Origin of the sequence: Shewanella metallivivens (assembly GCF_028750675.1) — a bacterium.
GTDB lineage: Bacteria > Pseudomonadota > Gammaproteobacteria > Enterobacterales > Shewanellaceae > Shewanella > Shewanella metallivivens.
In genome coordinates, this window is sequence record NZ_JAQQPZ010000005.1 from 264,062 (window position 1) to 287,659 (window position 23,598).

Consider the following 23,598-nt stretch of genomic DNA (forward strand, 5'->3'; position numbering starts at 1 on the left):
TGACCCTAACGGGTCAGTACCTCCCTTTCTTATTCAAGGAGTATGACCGTGATTTCCAGACTATTTGGTTATTTTGAGGAAGGCCTTCTCAATCTACTCATCACAATGATGACCTTACTTGTATTTGGCGAAGTGATTGCGCGCTTTTTCTTTAATACTGGCTTCTTATGGATACAGGAGCTAACGCTCACCCTATGCGGCTGGTTTGTGCTATTTGGCATGTCTTATGGGGTTAAAGTCGGCGCACATATCGGCGTAGATGCTTTTGTATCTAAGCTATCAGGTAAGCCACAAAAAATAGTCGCTATCTTTGCATGCCTATGCTGCCTTGTTTACTGCGGGCTGTTTTTAAAAGGCGCTTGGGAATACTTAAGTCAAATGTACCAAATTGGTATTCCAATGGAAGATATCGACTTTCCAGCATGGTTGATTCATCAATTAGACCCTGATTATGCGTGGGAAACCTGGCGTATCGATGTTGAAGATGGCGCGGTACCAATCTGGTTGTCTCAAAGTATCTTATTGATTGGTTTCTCAATGTTAACCTGGCGTTTTATAGAGTTATTTATTGCCATATTAAAAAATCAAGCTGTTGGGTTTCAACTTGCTGATGAAGCCAAAGATAGCATGCACTTAATTGATGAGGCTGCAAAATCAACATCATCAGAACAAAAAGAAAATGATAAGGACGCCAAATAATGACTATTGCTACATTATTTATCACTCTACTTATCTGCATGATGATAGGTATGCCTATTGCTATCGCGTTAGGCTTTTCAAGCATGCTAACCATTTTGCTATTTTCTAATGACTCACTTGCCTCAATAGCATTAAAACTGTACGAATCAACATCTGAACATTACACCTTACTGGCTATTCCATTTTTTATTCTCTCTTCAGCGTTCCTTTCTACTGGGGGCGTGGCAAGGAGGATAATTGATTTTGCTATGGACAGTGTTGGCCATATCCGTGGCGGGTTAGCGATGGCATCTGTAATGGCTTGTATGCTATTTGCTGCTGTGTCAGGCTCATCTCCCGCAACAGTTGCAGCCATTGGTTCTATTGTTATCGTCGGTATGGTTCGTGCCGGTTACCCTGAGAAATTTGCAGCCGGTGTGATTACCACCTCCGGCACTTTAGGTATTTTGATCCCACCGTCTATTGTGATGCTGGTTTATGCTGCCGCAACTGAAGTATCTGCCGCCAGAATGTTTATGGCGGGGCTTATTCCGGGCTTAATGATGGGCTTAATTTTAATGCTAGCGATTTACATCGTTGCCCGCATTAAAAAGCTACCTTCTCGGCCGTTTCCCGGCGTTAAAGCGCTAACAATATCAAGTGCGAAAGCCTTTGGTGGCTTAGCTCTGATATTTATCGTTCTTGGATCGATATACGGCGGTGTAGCCAGTCCTACTGAAGCCGCTGCAGTGGCTTGTGTATATGCTTATTTTATTGCGGTATTTGGTTATCGTGATATAGGCCCACTAAAAAATGTAGCTTGGCGTAATCAGCGTGAATCTATCATTGGCGCATCATTACGTAATATTGGTCATATGCTGCTTGCGGTGATTAAAACTCCTGCTGACAGAGAGATCCGCCATGTTGTGCGCGATGGTGCCAAAGTCAGCATTATGTTGCTATTCATTATTGCCAATGCAATGTTGTTTGCTCACGTACTAACCACTGAACGTATTCCACACATCATTGCTGAAGCTATCGTCAGCTTAGGACTACCAGCATGGGGCTTTTTAATTATCGTGAACCTACTGTTGTTAGCAGCAGGTAACTTTATGGAGCCATCGGCAATTTTGCTCATCATGGCACCGATTTTATTCCCCATTGCAACACAGTTAGGCATTGACCCAATCCACCTAGGCATTATTATGGTGGTGAATATGGAGATAGGCATGCTCACGCCCCCCGTAGGACTCAACCTCTTTGTCACAGCGGGGATCACAGGAAAAAGCATGGGGTGGGTTATTCAGTCATGTTTACCATGGTTAGTTTTACTACTTGGTTTCTTGATATTAATTACTTATATTCCACAAATTTCATTGTTTTTACCTGAATACATAGACAAATTAAACGGCTATTAGCTGGATAATTGGCGTATTATAGACGAGCCTTAACACATTAAGGCTCGTTTTAATTCAACACTATAATTACATCGCCACTTGGGAATATGCATGTTGTCATTCTCGACTATCAAAAAGCGCAAAATAGTTGTTAGCGTTATGGTCATTATTGGTTTGTTACTGACGTTAAAAGTGACACACTGGTATTGGCTTGAGCAGGGCACACAGTCCATAGCTAATCAATCTGAAAAGCAAATAAATGAGCTAGTTATTTTTATTGACGATGCTCTTGGTCATTACGAAAATATCCCAGCAGTGCTCGCCCAAAACCCCATTTTTGAACAAAGTTTGCTAGACCAACAAAACCCGCAAGTTATCAACAAACTGAATCTATACTTGTCTGAATTGCAACAAGTTACTGAGTCATCAGATATTTATTTAACCGATGCAATGGGAGTTGCTATAGCCGCCAGTAATTGGGACAAACCAAACTCGTTTATCAATCAGGACTATTCATTTAGACCTTATTTTATCGAGGCGATTTCTGGCAGGTCTGGTCGCTATTATGCCGTGGGCACATCATCAAATAAGCGAGGCTTTTACTTTGCTAATCCGGTTTATCATAGAGGCGTGGTATTAGGTGTCATTGTTGTCAAAGTCGACATTAGTTTAATTGAACAGCAAAGCAGCGGCATTGCCATTGCCAGCCAATATGAGTTTATGATCAGCGACCCAGATAACATTGTTTTTTTATCAAGCATGAGCAGTTGGCGATTTAACTCACTCACCCCGCTATCACAATCAAAACGCTTCGCGCTCAATGCCTCAAAACGCTATGCCAACAGGCCTATTGGGGAACTTAATCTTGTGCCCCAATTCGCGTCAGGTGAGTCAAATAATCCCCAAGTATACCAAATATCATCCATTGACGGCCAAGAGCAATACCTAGAACACCATCAAAATATGCCCAATGCCAATTGGAATGTGCATATTTTAGCCCCTATGACACCTCTTTATGAGTCATTGCCCCCCATATTGTTATTGGCCGCCACACTTTATTCGTTGCTCGCATTATTTGTATTATATAGTTTAGAGCGCAGACGCAATTTTATAAGAATGCGCCAAGCACAAAACCAACTAGAACAGAGAGTTAAAGAGAGGACGCTAGAGTTAGAACAAGCAAACAACCAGTTAAAAGATACCCAAGATGAGCTAATTCAAGCGGCAAAGCTCACGGTTATTGGTAGCTTATCAGCCAGTATTAACCATGAACTTAACCAACCACTCGCGGCATTAAGAAGTTACGCTCAAAACACCCAAACGTTTATCGGGCGTAATATGATTGAAGACGCCCGCAGCAACATTAATATCATGATAGAGCTCACCGATAGGCTTGCCGATATTATTGCCCAATTTAAAAGTTTTACTCGCAAATCTCAGGGTAAAGATAATGCAACAGATATCAATCAATCCATAGAGCAAGCACTAACGATTGTTCAGCCTGAAATGGACAAACAAGGCGTTAAGCTGTCATTAGCCCTACTTAAAGACAGGTGTCAAATCTGGGGCGACAGCGTGAGATTACAACAAGTGCTGGTTAACTTAATGAGTAATGCTATTGTGGCTATGCAACAATCTAAAGACCGACGCTTACATATCGAAGTATATTGCGATACTAAAGTAAACATAAGCATTCAAGACAGTGGTCCCGGCGTAAGACAAAGTCAAATGAGTAAAATCTTTGAACCTTACTACACCACTAGCGAACGCCAAGGATTAGGGCTAGGGTTATCAATATCTCAACGCATAATTGAATCAATGCAAGGCTCAATTACTGTTGAAAATGCACAACAAGGCGGCGCTATTTTCCACATTATTTTACCGCTTTATTTACGTGAGGAAGTGTAAACGTGACCCAAATACAAGACATCAATGACTATCAAGTCATTATTGTTGATGATGAACCGCATATCGGCACAGTATTACAACAATTATTTAAGTTAGAAGGCATTAATGCATTAGCAATAACTGATCCGCAAGCCATTGCAAGCCACATTACACAAAACTGGGCTGGCATTATTATTTCTGACGTCAATATGCCCTTACTTGATGGCTTAAGCCTATTACAGCAACTCAAACAGCAAGATAACGATTTACCGGTTGTGCTGTTAACAGGATTTGGCGACATTGCTATGGCTGTTGATGCTTTAAAAAAAGGCGCTTATGACTTTCTAGAAAAACCCTTTAACAATGAACATATTCTCGATGTCACTAAACGCGCCTTAGACAAACGCGCATTAACTCTAGAGAACCGTAAATTAAAGCGCGAGCTTGAGTCACATATTGCACCTGGGCCTCGTATTCTTGGCAGTAGTCCAGGCGTAAAAAAGATGCGTCATCTAATCGACCAAGTACTCGATACCCCTGCCGACATTATGATCGAAGGCGAAACCGGCGTAGGCAAAGAGCTTGTCGCCCGTTATTTACATGATCACAGCTACCGTAATAAAGCCAATTTCGTGGCCATAAACTGTGGTGCTATTCCTGAGAATTTAATCGAAAGTGAATTGTTTGGTGCTGAATCTGGAGCATTTACTGGTATCGATAAGCGCCGCATTGGTAAGTTCGAATACGCCAATGGTGGGACCCTGTTTTTAGATGAAATCGAAAGCACACCAATGTCTTTGCAAGTAAAATTACTCAGGGTATTGGAAGATCGTAAAGTAGAACGCTTGGGCTCCAACACATCCATCGATTTAGACATACGCGTCATTGCTGCTACCAAATTAAACCTGCAACAGTTATGTGAACAAGGGCAATTTAGACAAGATTTACTCTACCGCTTAAATTTAGTGACAATAGCGATCCCGCCACTTAGGGAGCGGCTTGAAGATATTCCAGTGCTATTTTTGCATTTCGCTCGAATAGCTTCTACTCGTTACCATAAAGCGTTAATAGCCTTAACGGCTCAGCAAACCATGGTACTGACATCCCATGACTGGCCGGGTAATGTTCGTGAGTTACGCAACTTAGCTGAGCGCTACGTATTGTTAGGTGCAGAAGCCGCTTTTGCCGGTAATTTAGAGAACCACACCACTATGCATACCAGCATGTCATTACAACAACGGGTGGAATTTTTTGAGCGTTTATTGATAGAAGATGCGTTAAATCACAATAAGGGCAGCATAAAATTGACCATGGAACACCTGGAGTTACCGCGAAAGACTTTGTATGACAAAATGCGCAAATACGATCTAGACCGTAAACAATTTATCGACAATTAATCTCACGACACTGCAAATGCATCAACCTTCAGATATGAGTGCTTCGGCACTCTGTTGATGTATTCCTAATCGCCATATGGCCACCAATAACAATGCCAACAAGCTCATTGAACCAACGACAACCCCATTCCACTCAGCCTCATGCCAGAACAACATAAGGTAAGGACCACCTAAAGAGGCTCCTAAGTAATAGCAGCATAAATACAATGATGTTGCTTTAGCACGATGACTGGTTGCCCGCATAGCAACGAACGAGTTGCAGCAACTGTGAGTTAAAAAGAAACCACAAGCGGTGATTAAAAAACCAATAACAATCGCAACCAAAGTGTCGACTAATGTCAGCAATGTTCCACAAAGCATTAAACACAAAGCAACTCTAAATAATGGCAATGAGCCATAGCGTGAAATCCATTTAGCTGACAAATATGACGCAAAGGTACCACTGGAATAACATAAAAAAATCAAGGTAGCATTGAAGCGACTTAGCCCATACGGCTCGGCCATAATATGCAGCTGAATAAAACTAAATTGATTCACCATCATCATAAAAGCTAAGCCACCCACAATGTAAGCTAAGCGCATTTGTGGATCAGATAAATGAAATACAAACCCATCAAAATCCTGTTTTATTTTGCGAAATAATGACACCTTTTGTTTTATCACTGCGGGTTTGATTTCTTTACGTGGTAATAAATAGGTCACCAAGGCTACACCGATTAAGGTCACCAGAAATACTAATCCCATCGACGTTTGCCACGACAAATTTTGTGCCATTAAACCGCCAAAAATTCGCCCTGCAATACCGCCCATACTGTTAGCCATAATATAAACTGCAGCGGCTTTTAACATAAAGCTGGGCGCTAATTGCTCCTTAAAATACGCCATCGAAATCGCAGGTACAGCGGCAAGTAAGGCCCCCTGTAACAAACGCACTAAGACTAATTCATCAAATGTTTGCGCAAAAATTAATAACACATTTGACGCAGCTAATACCCATAAGCTCACCACAATCGGCGCTAAGCGGCCAATGCGGTCAGACAACACGGCATAAAACAACAATGAAAAGGCAAGCGTGAAACTGGTAACAGAAAGCACCAGTGTCGCTTGAGCACCTGAAACATCAAAATGTTCGGCAATAGACGGTAACATTCCCTGTACGGTGTACAAATTAATGTAAACCACTACAGAAGCAATGCACAATGCCCAAATTAAACGGGTTTGCGCATGAGAACGGTAAGTCGGGGTTAACTCTGTCATGGACAACCTAAACAGCAAATTAGGATAGAAAACAGATTATTGCCCGTCAAAAAAATAGATCAATGTCGGGCATACGAGTTTGTGAGCTAGATTGATTAAGCCCTTATTTAACGCGTTTCATCAACACTTCAGTGGTGTATTTACCATTATTGATCACACGGTATTTATCATAGGTCTGAAAAATGACTTTGCCATTGAAAGTGATCATCGCCACCACGCCATAGTCCACACGACTATCGATAAGTTCAGCAGGTAAGATGAATTTAAACGGTACAGGAGCACGGGCAATATCAAAGTTTTTTTGAGAAATAATCCGTCCAGGTGTTTTAAAATCGATAATCGAAATATTAATTTTACATCCTTGTGGCAATGCAATTTTTTCTAAATAACCGGCGTAACCATTCACAACAACGGGCTTTGGCGCCTCTACCGTGACACACGCACTCAGCAGTAGACTTAATAGTGCAAATAAACTTACTTTAACCCATGTTGATAACATCATAATAGTATCCTTACTTCGTCATACTCACTGTTCAACCATTCGTAACAAGCCTTCTTGTGTTGCCGAAGCAACTAAACGCCCTTGCCTATCAAAAAACTGCCCTGTAACAAAGCCACGTCCGCCACCAGCATTAGGGCTTTCAATGCTGTAGAGCAACCACTCATCCATATTAAACTGGCGATGAAACCACATAGCATGGTCAATCGTTGCCATTTTCATACCTGGTGTTAGAAATGAAACGCTATGTGGTTGAGCTGCGGTCACTAAAAAATTAAAGTCAGAGGCGTACGCTAACAAGTATTCATGAATACAATGATCGTTTGGTAACTGACCATTAGCCCGTATCCAAACATATCGTTTGGGTTCATTTGTTCCGGGTGCAAGTGGGTTAATAGGGTTAACAAGACGCATTTCTATCGGGGAGTCCGCCATAAACTTTTCGAGCATTTTTTTCGGTACTTTATCACGCATAGTCATGGCTAACTCTTGCTGATTCAATAACCCATCAGGTCCGGGAACATCTGGCATTTCAGCTTGATGAACAAAACCTTCTTCGTGTTTTTGAAACGAGCAAGTCATATAAAAAATAGGTCGACCTTTTTGAATAGCCTTAACACGGCGCGCACTAAAACTGCCGCCGTCTCGCATATTCTCTACATCATAAATAATAGGTAACTTTTCATCGCCAGCACGTAAGAAGTAAGAGTGTAAAGAATGCACGTGTCTATCTTCGCTAACAGTTTGCTTAGCGGCACTTAACGCTTGCCCCATAACTTGACCGCCAAACACATGACCAAAGCCAAGATCTTGGCTTTGGCCGCGAAACAGACCATCCTCAAGTTTTTCAAGTGATAATAATGATAATAAATCGTTTAATACCTGACTCATATGCCCTTCTCTACCGCATTAATTAACGCTTAAGGTTACCTTAGATAACTAGGCGTTTTCTAGCTTATTCGTCGATAAAGTTCTGAATTATCTACACCTGATATGAATTTATAAAATAGTGATACAACGCAAAAATTCATATCAGCAGCTATTTTGAATTTTTGGTATGATATTAGCCATGGCTAATCGACACTTAATCTCAAAATATTATGCAACCTAGTTCAATGCAATCTTGGTTTATTGCTATTCGTCCACGAACACTACCTGCAGCAATCGGTCCTTTGTTGGTAGGTAATATGCTTGCTATTGGCTTAAGCCAATTTAGTTTTATTATCGCTTTTACTTCAATGTTATGCGCTGTTTTGTTGCAAATTGCGGTTAATTTGGCCAATGACTATTTTGATTTTAAAAATGGTATTGATACAGCAGAGCGCATAGGCCCAACCCGTGTCACCCAAAGCGGCATGATAGCGCCTCATCAAGTCAGAAATGCCATGGTAGGTTGTTTAGTCACTGCGTTAGTTGTGGGCTCGCTTCTTATCGTACATGGTGGTTGGCCAATCGCAATACTCGCGGCCGCATCAATATTAGGCGCATTATGTTATAGCGGTGGTCCTTACCCACTGGCATCTCATGGTTTGGGTGAAATTGCCGCATTTGTCTTTTTTGGCTTAGTTGCCGTGGTAGGCAGTTATTATTTACAAGCGGGTACCACTAACCTAACCGCTTGGTTATTGGGCTGTGCAATTGGATTTTTTAACGCGGCAATCATGCTAGTCAATAATACCCGCGATATTTCAACCGACACCAAAGCAGGCAAAAATACCCTTGCGGTTCGAATAGGCGAAGAACAAGCTAAAGTCTTATATCAAAGTTTTGTTTACTTGCCCTTTGGTATCATCATAGCGGGCTTTTTATTCGGTTCTCTTGATGGATTACCGGTATTGTTGTCTGGCGTGTCGTTGGTGATAGCGCGTAATTTAAGCCGCGAGTTTCATAACAATTCTGGCGAAGCACTTAATCCTATACTTGGGCAAACAGCCAAGCTCACCATGATATTCAGCATATTATTCAGTATTGGCTTTTTCTTTTCATTGCGTTAATTACGATTGTTTTACTTTATATCTAAAATCAACTTAATAAAAAAGGCGCCTCATGAATAATGAGACGCCTTTTTTTAAACCTAAAATACCTACACTTTAGATAATGTGCGCTGTTTTGCGCTCCAATCTAAATGGTATTTCTCACCTGCAGGTTTGTCGGTACGCTCAAAGGTGTGCGAACCAAAAAAATCACGCTGACCTTGTAACAAGTTTGCAGGTAATGTCTCACAACGGTAGCTGTCGTAATAAGCAATCGCCGAACTAATACATGGCGCAGGAATACCTTGCATAACAGAGGCCGCAACGGTTTTACGCCAGTTGAAGTGTTTTTGCGATAAAGCTTGGCTAAAGGTATCTGCCATTAACAAGTTAGCAAGCTCTGCATCGTCTTGGTAAGCCTGAGTGATAGATTGCAAGAATGTTGCGCGGATAATACAACCTGCACGCCAAATCTTAGCAATTTCAGCAAAGTCTAAGCTCCACTTTTGCTCTTTTGCTGTCATCGCCATTAACTGGAAACCTTGAGCATAACAACACACTTTGGCGCAATAGAGGGCATCTTCGAGGTTAGCAATAAACTCAGCCTTTTCTGCATCGTTCAATGCCATTTGAGCGGGTCCAGCTAACTTTGAGCTTAATTGCATACGTAAGTCTTTCTGGGTACTGACTGCACGCGCATACACTGCTTCAGCAATCGTCGGCGCCGGGCAACCAATTTGTAAACTGCTCACAGCAGTCCATAAACCCGTGCCTTTTTGGCCTGCTTTGTCTAAAATCATTTCAACTAATGGCTTACCCGTTAACGGGTCGTCTTGTTGTAATACTTCAGCACTAATCCCCATTAAATAACTGTTGAGTATTCCTTTGTCCCACTGTTGGAAAATCTCGCCAATTTCATGTGCAGGCAGACCTAAACCATCATTGAGTAATTGATAGGCTTCACAAATAAGCTGCATGTCTGCGTACTCAATACCGTTGTGAACCATTTTAACATAGTGACCCGAACCTGCCGGACCAATGTATGTGGTACAAGGCTCGCCTTCAATAACCGGATTACCCGGTTCAAAACGCTCAATGGGTAAACCCGTTTGCGGATCTACTTTAGCTGCAATGGCTTTCCAAATCGGCTCGACATAACGCCAAGCATTTTCATCACCACTAGGCATTAATGATGGCCCGAAACGCGCTCCGACCTCACCACCCGATACAGCAGAGCTAAAAAAGGTAAATTGCCCTTTATATTTGGCTTCACGCTCTACTGTGTCAGTCCATAGACTGTTACCCGTATCAATCACAATATCTTTAGCTTCGATACCGGCTTCGATTAATGACTTACATACGCCATCAACGGGAGCGCCTGCAGGAACAGATAATACGATAACTCGAGGTTCAACTAAATTGGCGAGCATTTCTGAAAGATTATTACAGGCTTGCATGCGCTCAGCCACATCGGCTTTACGTTCACTTTTTTCTTGAGATACCGCGGCATTCACTTTTTGAGTATCTAAATCAAAAACAGCCACATGATAGCCGTTATCGGCGATATTTAGTGCAAGGTTCTTGCCCATCACACCAAGGCCAATAACGCCGACGTGAGATTGTTGGGTGTGGTTATTCATAGCATATTTTCCACAGGTCACAGAGATTAATCGCGTAATGCGAATCCATTTGGTTGGCAATTATAGCGATTCTTGTAACTAAATTACCAGTAACAAAATGCGGAAACGCTGTTTTTAACAAAGTAAGCTCACCGCAAGCAATAGTCGATAACATATTGTCACAATAGAAAAAAACCATAAAAACACTGGGTTTTTATGGTTCTATTTGATTTAACTACGACATTTATTTGTGTTACAAAATGATTTAAGCACCCGTATGCTCTGTTGTAAGCGCGTTTGCGTAACCCATTTTGGTCAACACATTACGAACAATTTCCAAGGTGTGTGGATCTTCAATGGTCGCAGGCATGGTGTAGTCTTGATTGTCGGCAATTTTACGCATGGTTGCTCGCAAAATTTTACCCGAACGAGTTTTAGGAAGTTTTTGCACTGCACTGACTAATCTAAAGGAAGCAACAGGTCCAATTTCATGGCGAACTAATGCAAGTAGCTCTTTATAAAGCACATCATCAGATAACGTCACCCCGTTTTTAAGCACCACTAATCCTAGCGGTACCTGACCTTTAAGCTTATCTTGCACGCCAATAACCGCGGCTTCAGCAACGGCTTCATGCTGACACAATACTTCTTCAAAGCGCCCCGTTGATAGACGGTGACCGGCTACATTTATAATGTCGTCAATGCGGCTCATAATATACAAATAGCCATCCTCATCAATGTAACCCGCATCTCCCGTCAAATAATACCCTGGGTACATAGACAAATAACTATCAATATAGCGTTTATCATTTTGCCACAGCGTAGTAAGCGTGCCAGGTGGCAAGGGCTGCTTAATCACTACGTTACCACTTTCATTGGCGGCCACTTGCTCGCCCATGGCATCTAAAATCTCGACCTGATAACCCGGTACAGCCCTTGCTGGCGAACCAGCCTTAATTTCAATAGGGTTGGTTCCCATTAAGTTAGCAGCCACAGGCCAACCCGTTTCGGTTTGCCACCAATGGTCAACAACAGGTTTACCTAATTGTTGCTGACTCCAATTGAGTGTTTCGGGATCGCAGCGCTCGCCTGCTAAATACATTTGTTTAAGGCATGTGAGATCAAATTGCTTAATAAATTCGCCCTCAGGATCTTCACGTTTAATCGCACGAATAGCTGTTGGTGCAGTAAAAAAGCTACGCACCTGTTTTTGTTCAATAATACGCCAAAAAGCACCAGCATCAGGAGTGCCTATCGGTTTGCCCTCATACATAATCGTAGTCGCGCCCACCAACAAAGGTCCGTAAACTATATAAGAGTGGCCCACCACCCACCCCACATCGGATGCGGCCCAAAACACATCACCCACGCCAACATCATAAATGTGTTTCATCGACCAAGCCAAAGCAACGGCATGGCCGCCATTATCACGCACAACACCTTTAGGTTGCCCTGTGGTACCCGAGGTATACAGCACATATAAAGGGTCTGTCGCATCTAATGACACACAGCCAACATCTTGTGCATCAACCAATGCTCCGTACCAATCAAGATCACGAGGAGCATGAAGTTCGGCTTGGTATTCAGTACGATTTAAAATAATGCAATGTTCCACTTTATGCTGCGCTTGTGATAGCGCATCGTCGAGTAAAGGCTTATAAGGCACAACACCTGATGGCTCAATACCACATGAGGCCGATAAAATTAATTTAGGTTTAGCATCATTAATACGAGTCGACAACTCGTTCGCCGCAAAACCACCAAACACCACAGAATGAATCGCGCCAATTCGCGCACACGCTAACATGGCATAAGCGGTTTCTGGCACCATTGGCATGTAAATGACGACACGATCGCCCTTAGTGACTCCCAATGAGGTCATTAATCCCGCTAGGCGTTTGACTTGGGCTAATACAGATTGATAACTAATAGAATATTCATTTTGGGTCACTGGACTAATATAATGGATAGCCGTTTGTTCGCCGCGCCCGGCTAGCACATGACGGTCAACAGCATTAAAACATGTGTTCATTTTGCCATCTGCAAACCAACGATAAAAAGGTTTGTTACTGTCGTCTAACACCTTATTAGGTGCAATGTCCCAACTGATGGCCTCTGCAGCTTGTTGCCAAAATACTTCGGGCTCGGCTATCGATTGTGCGTGCATTGATAGTCCTAAATCAGCCATATTGCTCTCCATTAATTAGCCTGTATTACAATGATTATGAGCAGAATTCATTAAATAGCCCTATTAGACAAAGGGATAATAGACTGTAAGATGTTCAAAAAAGTCTTAGGTTTCAAATGCCTGTTCACGAGAAAACTGTCTGTGTTCAATAATATAAAAAACACGACATAACAGTTGGTTAAGGTATAATAATGATTCAGCTGACAAGATAATTTAACACCACCTTTTGTAATAAATGGTCAAATTGCGCGCCACAAACTTTACCTTTACGTAAACTTCATATATCTTGCATCAAAAGAAACAGTTTTGGTGACATGATGAGCGCAATCCATAGCCCACAATCCACATATTCAATCAGTGATTTATCAAAAGAATTTGATATCACCACCCGTAGTATTCGTTTTTACGAAGACCAAGGCTTAATCAAACCCAAGCGTCGCGGCCAAACCCGCATTTACAGTTTAAAAGACCGTGTGCGTTTAAAACTCATCCTTAGAGGTAAGCGCCTTGGTTTTTCTCTAGCCGAAACGCGCCGATTATTTGAACTTTACGATGCCGATAAAAGCAGTTCGACTCAGCTCAACACAATGCTTGATTTAGTAAACGAAAAGAAAACAGCGCTTCAACAGCAAATGGACGATATTAAAGTGGTGTTGATGGAGCTCAATTCAGCTGAACAGCAATGCAAAGCAGCACTAGAAGATAACAACAGTAAAAAGGTTAAGTAATCATAAAATAGCTGACTCAATTCAGCCATAGCGTTACCCAACTGCCTAAAACGTACCTTATAACGTTGGCAGTAAATGTTTTGCCAGACAATAATAAAAATTCAACAGGACACATGCAAATGAGCGACTTATATACCAGCCTAAACTTTGGTTTAGGTGAAGATGTTGACATGTTACGTGACGCAGTTCGTGGTTTTGCCGCCAACGAAATAGCCCCTATTGCCGCCAAAGTCGACCTCGAAAACGCCTTCCCTAATCAATTATGGCCAGTGCTTGGCGATATGGGGTTGCTTGGCGTCACCGTCGATGAGCAATATGGTGGTGCTAACATGGGCTACCTTGCTCATGTGGTCGCAATGGAGGAAATCTCCCGCGCATCAGCCTCCATTGGGTTAAGTTATGGCGCTCATTCAAACTTGTGTGTAAACCAAATTAACCGTAACGGTAATGACGCGCAAAAAGCAAAATACCTGCCTAAGCTTGTCAGTGGCGAGCACATTGGTGCATTGGCGATGAGCGAACCTAATGCGGGTTCTGATGTTGTGTCGATGAAACTACATGCCCGTAAAGAAGGCGACCGCTACATTCTTAACGGTAATAAAATGTGGATCACCAACGGTCCAGATGCACACACCTATGTCATTTACGCTAAAACTGACCTCGATAAAGGTGCTCACGGCATTACCGCATTTATTGTTGAACGTGGCTACAAAGGCTTTAGCCAGGCGCAAAAACTCGACAAACTAGGTATGCGTGGCTCTAACACCTGTGAACTGGTATTTGAAGACTGTGAAGTGCCAGAAGAAAACATATTAGGCGGCCTCAACAATGGCGTAAAAGTGTTAATGAGCGGCCTCGATTACGAACGCGTTGTCTTGTCGGGCGGGCCATTAGGCATTATGTCAGCCTGCATGGACATCGTAGTACCTTACATTCATGAGCGTGAACAGTTTGGGCAATCCATTGGTCAGTTCCAATTAGTGCAAGGCAAATTAGCTGACATGTACACAAGGATGAACGCTGCTAGAGCTTATGTTTACAGCGTGGCAAAATCGTGCGATCGCGGTGAAACCACGCGTAAAGATGCTGCCGGAGCCATTTTATACAGCGCCGAACTTGCCACCCAAATGGCATTAGATGCAATTCAATTACTGGGCGGTAATGGCTATGTTAATGAATACGCCACCGGCCGTTTATTACGTGATGCTAAGCTTTACGAAATTGGTGCTGGCACCTCTGAAATTCGCCGTATGCTCATTGGCCGCGAATTGTTTAACGAGTCAAAGTAACCAGCATTTCAGTATAAAGGTGGCATACCAAGCATGTTATGTCGCCTTAACTAAGCCCCTATTTTTGCTTCATTAAGGATATAGAAATGACGCAACTGAGCAGCCGTATCAATCCTCGCAGTGACGAATTTAAAGCCAAGTCAGACAGCATGGCGTTATTGGTCGACGATCTTCAACAAAAACTCAAAAAAATCGAACAAGGTGGCGGCCCTGTGGCCTTAGAGCGCCATTTATCCCGTGGTAAGTTATTGCCGCGCCAGCGCGTTGAAAAGCTGCTCGACCCGGGTTCACCCTTCTTAGAAATATCACAATTTGCCGCTTTTGAGGTCTATGACGAAGAAGTCCCCGCAGCGGGTGTTATTGCCGGTATCGGCCGCGTCAGTGGCGTTGAGTGCATGATTATCGCCAACGATGCCACCGTAAAAGGCGGCACCTACTACCCTATTACGGTTAAAAAGCATTTACGGGCACAAGATATTGCCAGCCGTTGTCATTTACCCTGCATCTACCTTGTCGACTCAGGCGGAGCCAACTTACCTCGCCAGGATGAAGTCTTTCCTGACCGCGATCATTTCGGGCGTATTTTTTACAACCAAGCCCAAATGTCTGCCAAAGGTATTCCGCAAATTGCCGTGGTAATGGGCTTATGCACCGCTGGCGGAGCCTATGTACCGGCCATGGCCGATGAGTCAATTATTGTCAAAGAACAAGGCACTATCTTTTTAGCTGGCCCACCACTTGTGAAAGCCGCAACGGGGGAAGAAGTTAGTGCAGAAGAGCTTGGCGGCGCTGAAGTACACACCAAAATATCCGGTGTAGCTGATCATTTAGCCCAAAATGATGAACACGCGCTTGAGCTTGCTCGCCGTGCAGTACTGCGCTTAAACCATCAAAAAGAAATCAAAAGCTTATTAAGCCCAGTCAAACCACCTAAGTTCGACATCCATGAATTGTATGGCATTGTCGGTACCGATCTTAAAAAACCGTTTGACGTAAAAGAAGTGATTGCCCGTGTGGTAGATGACTCTGACTTTGACGAATTTAAAGCTAACTACGGCGCAACACTGGTGTGTGGTTTTGCGCGGATTCATGGTTACCCCGTTGGTATTGTTGCCAATAACGGCATTTTGTTTTCTGAGTCGGCGCAAAAAGGCGCTCATTTCATTGAACTGTGTTGCCAACGTAAAATTCCGCTGTTATTCCTGCAAAATATTACCGGCTTTATGGTGGGTAAAAAGTACGAACACGAAGGCATTGCCAAACATGGCGCTAAAATGGTGACCGCGGTGTCTTGCGCCAAGGTTCCTAAATTTACCGTGATTATTGGCGGCAGTTATGGCGCGGGCAACTACGGCATGTGCGGCCGTGCGTTTGAACCCACCATGATGTGGATGTGGCCTAATGCGCGTATTTCGGTCATGGGTGGCGAACAAGCCGCTGGCGTATTAGCCACAGTGCGCCGCGATGGTTTAGCGCGCAAAGGCGTTGAATGGTCAGCAGAAGATGAGCAAACCTTCCGTAAACCCATTGTTGAACAATACGAAAAAGAAGGCCACCCATACCATGCCAGCGCCCGCTTATGGGACGACGGCATTATTGATCCGGCACAAACCCGTGACGTGGTCGGACTCGCCTTATCGGCAGCATTAAATGCGCCAATTGAAGACACCCTCTTTGGGGTGTTCCGCATGTAATTGTGCGGTTAATTCAGTGAATAAGGAGTCATGAATCATGTTATCAAACCAATATAAATTTATTGAATGCCGCCTTGAACAAGGGGTGGCAGAGCTTATTTTAAATCGCGTTGACGTCCACAATGCCTTTGATGAAGTGATGATCAGCGAGATGATCCAAGCTATCGAACACTTTGCCAAAAACAGTCAATGCACCATGTTGATATTGCGCGCCAATGGTAAAAACTTCAGTGCTGGCGCCGATCTAAACTGGATGCGCAAACAAGCACAAATGGACTTTGAGCAAAACCTCACCGACGCGCACGAACTTGCTAAGTTAATGCACGTACTCGACAAATTTCCAAAGCCAACCATCGCCCTTGTGCAAGGTGCCGCATTTGGTGGTGCATTAGGCTTAATTTGCTGCTGCGATATTGCCATTGCCACCACTCGCGCCAGTTTTTGTTTAAGTGAAGTGAAGCTAGGCCTTATTCCGGCGGTCATTAGCCCTTATGTGGTTCGTGCTATGGGTCATCGTCAATCACGCCGGTTTATGCTAACCGCAGAACGTTTTAGTGCTGATGTAGCCTTAACCCATCAAGTCATCCACGAGATTAACGATGACCTAGATGCAGCAGCAGCCCCCTTTATTGCTGCATTTAATGCCAACAGCCCTCAAGGTATGGCATGGGCAAAAAATCTTGTGGCGTATTTAGAAAACGGCGTGATCGACGACGCAACGCTCAATTTTACCAGCGAGCAAATTGCTCGTATTCGTGTATCAGATGAAGGTCAAGAAGGGCTTAATGCCTTCTTTGAAAAACGCACGCCTGCATGGCAAACCGCTAAATCTGATCCACAAGGAGCCCAATAATGTTTACCAAATTACTGATTGCTAACCGTGGTGAAATTGCCTGCCGTATTATTAAAACTGCGCAAACCATGGGTGTTCGCACCATCGCCCTATATTCTGATGCCGACAAAGATGCGCGCCATGTGGCCATGGCCGATGAGTCATTTTACTTAGGCGGCAGCGCCCCGGCCGATTCATATTTAAAAGCTGACTTGATTATTGAAATAGCTAAAAAATCGGGCGCAGAAGCCATCCACCCAGGTTACGGTTTTTTGTCAGAAAATGCCGAATTTGCTCGCAAATGTGAGCAAAATGGCATTGCCTTTGTCGGCCCTGGTAGCGATGCCATTGATGCCATGGGCAGTAAAAGTGCCGCCAAAAAAATCATGTCAAACGCCAATGTGCCCTTAGTGCCCGGTTATCATGGCGACGATCAAACCGATGCAACCTTAATGGCCGAAGCAAAAGCCGTTGGCTTTCCTTTACTGATTAAAGCGGCTTACGGCGGCGGGGGTAAAGGGATGCGTATCGTTGAAAACGAAGGCGAAATACTTGAAGCCATTAAGTCTGCACGTCGTGAAGCCATCTCGTCATTTGGTAATGACAAGCTACTCATGGAGCGCTATTTACGCCAACCGCGTCATGTCGAATTACAAATATTTGCCGACACACATGGCAACGCCATTTATTTATCTGACCGGGACTGCTCTATTCAACGTCGCCATCAAAAAGTGGTTGAAGAAGCCCCCGCGCCAGGCTTGTCAGACGAACTGCGAGCCCAAATGGGTAATGCTGCCGTGGCGGCTGCTAAGGCGATTGATTATGTTGGCGCAGGTACCGTTGAGTTTTTACTGGATACCGACAACAGCTTCTACTTCATGGAAATGAACACCCGTTTACAGGTGGAACACCCTGTAACCGAAATGGTGACAGGCCAAGACCTGGTGAAATGGCAGTTAGTGGTCGCCAGTGGGGGTGAACTGCCGCTACGCCAAGATGAGGTGCGTATTCATGGCCACTCGTTTGAAGTGCGAATTTACGCTGAAGATCCGCAAAACGAATTTTTACCTGCCAGCGGTAAACTCAACTTTTTACGCGAACCAGAGCAAAATAGGCACGTACGGATTGATTCAGGCATTCGTGAAAACGATGTCATCAGTAACTTTTATGACCCCATGATTGCCAAACTAATAGTATGGGATGAGTCACGCCCTCGCGCCCTACAACGTTTAGTGCATGCGCTTGAGTCTTACCAAATTAGCGGCCTTAAACATAACATCGAGTTTTTAGCCAACATTGCCGAGCACCCCGCCTTTGCTGCTGCCGACTTCTGCACAGACTTTATTGAGCGTTACGGTGACACCTTAATTGGTGATGCGGCCATTGAAGCCGATACCGCGTTAGCACTAGCAGGCCTGTTTCAAGTGCTGTCTCGCAAACAAGCGGCTAAAACATTGGCAATTAATAGCGCCGACCCTCACTCACCTTGGGGCTTGGTAAGCGGATTTAGACTCAATAGTTCAAGCGTACACCATGTGTCGCTGTTAACAGATACCGCAACGGCCACTCAACAGCATGATCTCGTTATTACCGCCGTGGGTGAGCAATATCAATTATGCTTAAACGAGCAAGTGCTGAACCTAGCGGGTGAGCTCAAAGCAGACTTACTTTTAGCCGAAATTAATGGCCATAAAAGTAAAGTACCTGTGAGCCATCAAGGCGACGACTTTACGCTATTTTTGCCTTCTGGCAGCTATCACTTTAAAGCCATATTGGCTCAAGTAGCTGAAGAGGTGGTAAACCATGCAGATAAGCTTAAGGCACCAATGAATGGCACTGTTGTGACGCATTTAGTGGAAGTGGGCGAGCAAGTTAAAGCAGGCCAAGGCTTATTAGTGATGGAAGCCATGAAAATGGAGTACACCATCGAAGCACCATATGACGGTGTGGTCAGCGAATTTTATTTCCAAAGCGGTGAGCTTGTCAGTGACGGGGCACAACTGTTAAACGTTGAACCATTAACCTGTGAAGCTCACGTCGAGGAAGCATAAATGTTACCGACAAAAGTCAGCATTTTTGAAGTCGGTGCCCGTGACGGCCTACAAAACGAAGTACCGGTGACCACTGCAGACAAAATCATGCTCATCACACAACTTGCCGATGCTGGTGTTAAGCGTATTGAAGCGGGCAGCTTTGTGTCACCCAAGTGGGTGCCACAAATGGCCGATTCTGATGCCGTATTGCAGCAACTAAAACGACAAGCTGGTGTGGTTTACAGTGCATTAACCCCTAACCTAAAAGGGTTTGAACTAGCCCTTGCTGCAGGTGCGGATGAAGTGGCTATTTTTGGCGCAGCCTCTGAAAGCTTTAGCCAGAAGAATATTAACTGCTCAATTGATGAGTCAATCGAGCGCTTTGTACCACTAATGGAAGCCGCCAAACAGCATGGAGTCGCAGTGCGCGGCTACGTGTCTTGTGTGCTCGGTTGCCCATACGAAGGCGACATTGCGGTGAGTGACGTCGCAAGAGTATCTGAAATCCTTTATAAAATGGGCTGTTACGAAATTTCATTAGGCGACACCATAGGTGTTGGCACGCCCACTAAAGCAAGGCAAATGCTTGACGCTGTCGCCAAAGTGGTGCCAATAGACAAGTTAGCTTTGCATTTTCACGACACATACGGCCAAGCCTTAGCCAACATACTGGCGTGCCTTGATACCGGCATCAGCGTGTTTGATACCTCGGTTGCTGGTTTAGGCGGTTGTCCTTATGCAAAAGGTGCGTCGGGCAATCTCGCCACAGAAGATTTGGTGTATATGCTTCATGGCATGGGGATTGATACCGGTATTGACTTAACAAAGCTGGCATTAGCGGGCGACAACATTAGCCGCGTGTTGGGGCGCACTAATGGGTCTAAAGTGGCAAATGCAATCAGAACATAATCACATATACTCACTGTGGTGAGGCAAAACACTCACCGTTGTGAACATAACAATAAGGACAACAAGATGGCAGGATTCAATAAAGTCGTCCACAGCTATGACGAAGCACTAGCAGGACTGAGTGACGACATGACCATTATGGTCGGCGGATTTGGTTTGTGTGGTATTCCTGAAGGGTTAATTAACCACATGGTTAAATTGGGTGTAAAAGGCTTAACCGCCATTTCAAACAATGCTGGTGTTGATGATTTTGGTTTAGGCTTATTGCTTAAACAACATCAAATTTCGACCATGATAGCCTCATATGTTGGCGAAAATGCCACCTTTGAACAACAAATGTTGTCTGGTGAGCTTAATGTCATACTCACGCCACAAGGCACATTGGCCGAAAAAATTCGCGCTGGCGGCGCAGGCATACCAGCATTTTTTACCGCAACAGGTTACGGCACCCCCATTGCTGATGGCAAAGAAACCCGTGAAATTAAAGGTCGTCACTACGTATTAGAAGAATCATTAACGGCAGACTTTGCCTTAGTTCGCGCCTGGAAAGCCGACACCATGGGTAATTTGGTATTTAGAAAAACCGCCGCTAACTTCAATCCAATGATGGCCACCGCAGGTAAAATTACCGTGGTTGAAGCTGAAGAGATTGTTGAGCCAGGTGAGCTCGACCCAAACCATATTCATACACCGGGTATTTATGTTGATCGCGTTATCAAAGCCAGCTTTGAGAAACGCATTGAGCAACGCACCGTCAAAGCGGCGAAATAAGGGAGACAACACCATGGCACTGACCAGAGAACAACTCGCCCAGCGCGTAGCAAAAGAATTACAAGACGGTTTTTATGTCAACCTTGGTATCGGCATTCCAACCCTTGTGGCCAACTATATTCCACAAGGCATGCAAGTGATGCTGCAATCTGAAAATGGTTTACTCGGCATGGGCGAGTTTCCGAGTGAAGAAAACATTGATGCCGATCTTATCAACGCAGGCAAACAAACGGTTACCGCGGTTGCTGGCGCGTCATTCTTTTCATCAGCAGAAAGCTTTGCGATGATCCGTGGCGGCCACGTCGATCTTACCGTACTAGGCGCATTTGAAGTCGATGTTAACGGCTCTATCGCCTCGTGGATGATCCCAGGTAAACTGATTAAGGGTATGGGCGGCGCAATGGATTTAGTCGCTGGGGCTGACAATATTATTGTCACCATGATGCATGCAGACAAACACGGTAATTCAAAATTATTATCACAATGTGAACTGCCATTAACCGGTTATGGCTGCATTAAACGTGTCATGACCGATTTAGCCTTTATGGAAATTAAAGATGGCGCATTCCATCTTTTAGAGCGCGCACCTGGCGTATCAGTTGAAGAGATCGTCACAAAAACAGCCGGTAAGCTTGTGGTACCAGATAATGTACCCGAAATGACGTTTTAAGATTTGCTTATCAAAATCAATAAAGCCCGGTTTTTACCGGGCTTTATGTTATCGTTAGTCTTCTGTTGGAATAACCAATACATTACTGCGCATCCGGCTTAAAATGGCTTCTGCTGTATTACCAATAATTCGCCCTAACAAGCCTTGACGCTGCCTTGCACCGACCACAAAGTATTGACTTTTTAAGCGGCAGGCTAATTCAAATAAACACAATTCAGGCTCACCAGTAATAATGTGCATACAATCGGCCTCGACACCTATCTCGGCAATTTTTTGTTTATGTTCAGCATACGCCTTTTTCACCATGGCATTGATATCAAGTATATCCATATCGCGCACGATTTGCGGAATTCTGAGTACGTAAGCGACATGCAGCTTTGTGCCTGTTGCTTTAGCAAACTGCTTACCATGGGCAATAACGGCATTATTAAGGCGCTGTTTTGCAGGGTTACTGGTACCCAAGTCAATTGAAATTAACGTCGTGTTGCCGTTATTAAGCGGATTGTTAGTAAGCAACAACAAGGGCACTGTTGTATGGCGAATAAGCTGCCAGTCGGTCGGTAAATAATGCTCTGCATGGTGCACAGCTTTAACCATTAAATCAAAACCATGACGCTGAGCATGACTGCAAGCATGTTCAAAAAGGTATTTACTCCAAATCACATGTAATGGCACATCTTCAACATCGAGGCTATCTAAATGAGCTTGTAATTGTATTTCACGTTGAGTCATCAAGGCTTTTTGTGCCACGCCCGCCAACCTAGGATTGTCTCGGTCGGTACCACTTAAATAAGCATAAGTATAAGCAAACACTTCGGCCTGCTTATTTAATTGCTTCGCTAACGCTAACCCATGAGCAACAGCATCTGTGTGCGCGCTTTCCATTTGAGCAATAACAAACATTTTGTTCATTTAAACCTCCTTTATGGGACGTGTTAATGATTCATTGATACCCTAAACACATTTACAGATACTTATTGCATTATCATCTCACTTAAAAACCATCAATAACGGCTTTTATATTCCCGAAATACATTGTCTAAAAACGTGAGCCAGTAACTATCTTTAGCTTAGCCAATAGCGTAAGTTTGTGCATAAATATCGGTATAAAAATTGATCAACGTCAAGTTTGTTAGATCAAAATAATCAAATACATATTGCCCAACTTAAGGAAAATGAGATGGCAATAGACAGCTTTGTAATGGCACTGTTTCTCATTCTGGTGAGCGGTCGTTTATTAGGTGAGTTAAGTGCGCGATTAGGATTTCCAAGCGTGGTTGGCGAAGTCACCGCGGGGATAATTATTGGCCCATCGCTGCTCAATTGGGTTACACCGCACAGCACCTTAGCCCTCATTGCCGAATTAGGCGTAATATTGCTGCTATTTGATATTGGCTGTGAAACCTCAATAAAACGTTTGGCTCATTCTGGTCACAAAGCAATGAGTGTCGCGTTACTCGGCATCGGGGTCCCGTTATTTGCTTGCGGTATTGCCAGCATGTATTGGCTGTCTATTCCTCCCTTTACTGCACTTTTTTTTGGCTGCGCCCTTACAGCCACCAGCATTGGCATTTCAATGCGGGTATTAAGCTTAAACAATCAAACGCAAAGCATTGCAGGTCACATCATCCTTGGTGCTGCCGTTATCGACGATATTGTTGGCGTCATTTTATTAAGCATACTGTTTAATTTTTCCTCATCGGGCGAGCTTGCTNNNAGCTCAACCTTAATGTTACTTGCCATGATTGCCGTATTTATTATTCTTAGCCCACCGTTA

General features: G+C 43.9%; 20 protein-coding genes. 14 read left to right on the plus strand and 6 right to left on the minus strand.

The window, feature by feature from the left end:
- Positions 1-42: 42 nt before the first annotated feature.
- The 4 genes from PQR79_RS09300 to PQR79_RS09315 all read left to right on the plus strand — a co-directional run bounded on the left by PQR79_RS09300 (position 43) and on the right by PQR79_RS09315 (position 5,359).
- Complete coding sequence (locus tag PQR79_RS09300) at positions 43-699, plus strand: TRAP transporter small permease (protein ID WP_238102949.1); 657 nt, start codon at positions 43-45, stop codon at positions 697-699.
- A complete protein-coding gene (locus tag PQR79_RS09305) occupies positions 699-2,096 on the plus strand; it encodes a TRAP transporter large permease (protein ID WP_238102948.1) in 1,398 nt (465 codons plus the stop codon). The genes PQR79_RS09300 and PQR79_RS09305 overlap by 1 nt, the downstream gene beginning before the upstream one ends.
- Before the next feature lie 90 nt (positions 2,097-2,186).
- Positions 2,187-3,983 (plus strand): sensor histidine kinase, encoded by a 1,797-nt coding sequence (locus tag PQR79_RS09310; protein ID WP_238102947.1) that lies wholly within the window; start codon positions 2,187-2,189, stop codon positions 3,981-3,983.
- Between the two features lie 2 nt (positions 3,984-3,985).
- Entirely contained in the window at positions 3,986-5,359 is a 1,374-nt protein-coding gene (locus PQR79_RS09315; protein ID WP_238102946.1) for a sigma-54-dependent transcriptional regulator, read from the plus strand.
- 21 nt (positions 5,360-5,380) lie between these two features.
- On the opposite strand, the gene PQR79_RS09320 is transcribed toward PQR79_RS09315, so the two are convergent.
- The 3 genes from PQR79_RS09320 to tesB all read right to left on the minus strand — a co-directional run bounded on the left by PQR79_RS09320 (position 5,381) and on the right by tesB (position 8,006).
- Entirely contained in the window at positions 5,381-6,616 is a 1,236-nt protein-coding gene (locus PQR79_RS09320; RefSeq protein WP_238102945.1) for an MFS transporter, read from the minus strand.
- Positions 6,617-6,719: 103 nt separating this feature from the next.
- Entirely contained in the window at positions 6,720-7,115 is a 396-nt protein-coding gene (locus PQR79_RS09325) for a YbaY family lipoprotein (protein ID WP_438270813.1), read from the minus strand.
- A gap of 27 nt (positions 7,116-7,142) precedes the next feature.
- Positions 7,143-8,006 (minus strand): acyl-CoA thioesterase II, encoded by an 864-nt coding sequence (gene tesB / locus PQR79_RS09330; protein WP_238102942.1) that lies wholly within the window; start codon positions 8,004-8,006, stop codon positions 7,143-7,145.
- A 209-nt stretch (positions 8,007-8,215) separates the two neighbouring features.
- Here tesB and PQR79_RS09335 point away from each other — a divergent pair, with 209 nt between their 5' ends.
- Positions 8,216-9,109: a 1,4-dihydroxy-2-naphthoate polyprenyltransferase gene (locus tag PQR79_RS09335; protein ID WP_274408457.1), complete on the plus strand. Its 894-nt coding sequence runs from the start codon at positions 8,216-8,218 to the stop codon at positions 9,107-9,109.
- Positions 9,110-9,198: 89 nt separating this feature from the next.
- On the opposite strand, the gene gnd is transcribed toward PQR79_RS09335, so the two are convergent.
- Together gnd and PQR79_RS09345 are read right to left on the minus strand one after the other, a co-directional pair.
- Positions 9,199-10,728 (minus strand): NADP-dependent phosphogluconate dehydrogenase, encoded by a 1,530-nt coding sequence (gnd, locus tag PQR79_RS09340; protein WP_238102940.1) that lies wholly within the window; start codon positions 10,726-10,728, stop codon positions 9,199-9,201.
- Between the two features lie 244 nt (positions 10,729-10,972).
- Entirely contained in the window at positions 10,973-12,895 is a 1,923-nt protein-coding gene (locus PQR79_RS09345; protein ID WP_238102939.1) for a propionyl-CoA synthetase, read from the minus strand.
- Between the two features lie 317 nt (positions 12,896-13,212).
- Between PQR79_RS09345 and PQR79_RS09350 the strand changes: the two genes are divergently transcribed.
- From PQR79_RS09350 to PQR79_RS09385, 8 genes are all read left to right on the plus strand, one after another.
- Positions 13,213-13,623, plus strand: a complete 411-nt coding sequence (locus tag PQR79_RS09350; protein ID WP_238102983.1) for a MerR family transcriptional regulator — start codon at positions 13,213-13,215, stop codon at positions 13,621-13,623.
- A 119-nt stretch (positions 13,624-13,742) separates the two neighbouring features.
- Complete coding sequence (locus PQR79_RS09355; RefSeq protein WP_238102938.1) at positions 13,743-14,912, plus strand: isovaleryl-CoA dehydrogenase; 1,170 nt, start codon at positions 13,743-13,745, stop codon at positions 14,910-14,912.
- Between the two features lie 86 nt (positions 14,913-14,998).
- Positions 14,999-16,606, plus strand: coding sequence for a carboxyl transferase domain-containing protein (locus tag PQR79_RS09360; RefSeq protein WP_238102937.1), 1,608 nt, complete (start codon positions 14,999-15,001; stop codon positions 16,604-16,606).
- Between the two features lie 37 nt (positions 16,607-16,643).
- Positions 16,644-17,459, plus strand: coding sequence for an enoyl-CoA hydratase-related protein (locus PQR79_RS09365; protein ID WP_238102936.1), 816 nt, complete (start codon positions 16,644-16,646; stop codon positions 17,457-17,459).
- Positions 17,459-19,489: an acetyl/propionyl/methylcrotonyl-CoA carboxylase subunit alpha gene (locus PQR79_RS09370; RefSeq protein ID WP_238102935.1), complete on the plus strand. Its 2,031-nt coding sequence runs from the start codon at positions 17,459-17,461 to the stop codon at positions 19,487-19,489. The genes PQR79_RS09365 and PQR79_RS09370 overlap by 1 nt, the downstream gene beginning before the upstream one ends.
- Positions 19,490-20,380 carry a hydroxymethylglutaryl-CoA lyase gene (locus tag PQR79_RS09375; RefSeq protein WP_238102933.1) on the plus strand — a complete coding sequence of 297 codons (891 nt, stop codon included), beginning with the start codon at positions 19,490-19,492 and terminating at the stop codon, positions 20,378-20,380.
- Between the two features lie 66 nt (positions 20,381-20,446).
- A complete protein-coding gene (locus tag PQR79_RS09380; protein ID WP_238102931.1) occupies positions 20,447-21,151 on the plus strand; it encodes a CoA transferase subunit A in 705 nt (234 codons plus the stop codon).
- Positions 21,152-21,164: 13 nt separating this feature from the next.
- Positions 21,165-21,821, plus strand: coding sequence for a 3-oxoacid CoA-transferase subunit B (locus tag PQR79_RS09385; RefSeq protein ID WP_238102930.1), 657 nt, complete (start codon positions 21,165-21,167; stop codon positions 21,819-21,821).
- Between the two features lie 54 nt (positions 21,822-21,875).
- On the opposite strand, the gene PQR79_RS09390 is transcribed toward PQR79_RS09385, so the two are convergent.
- Positions 21,876-22,733, minus strand: coding sequence for a universal stress protein (locus PQR79_RS09390; RefSeq protein ID WP_238102929.1), 858 nt, complete (start codon positions 22,731-22,733; stop codon positions 21,876-21,878).
- Between the two features lie 289 nt (positions 22,734-23,022).
- Between PQR79_RS09390 and PQR79_RS09395 the strand changes: the two genes are divergently transcribed.
- Positions 23,023-23,598 (plus strand): cation:proton antiporter (locus PQR79_RS09395; protein WP_438270814.1); only part of this gene is annotated, 576 nt, incomplete at its 3' end.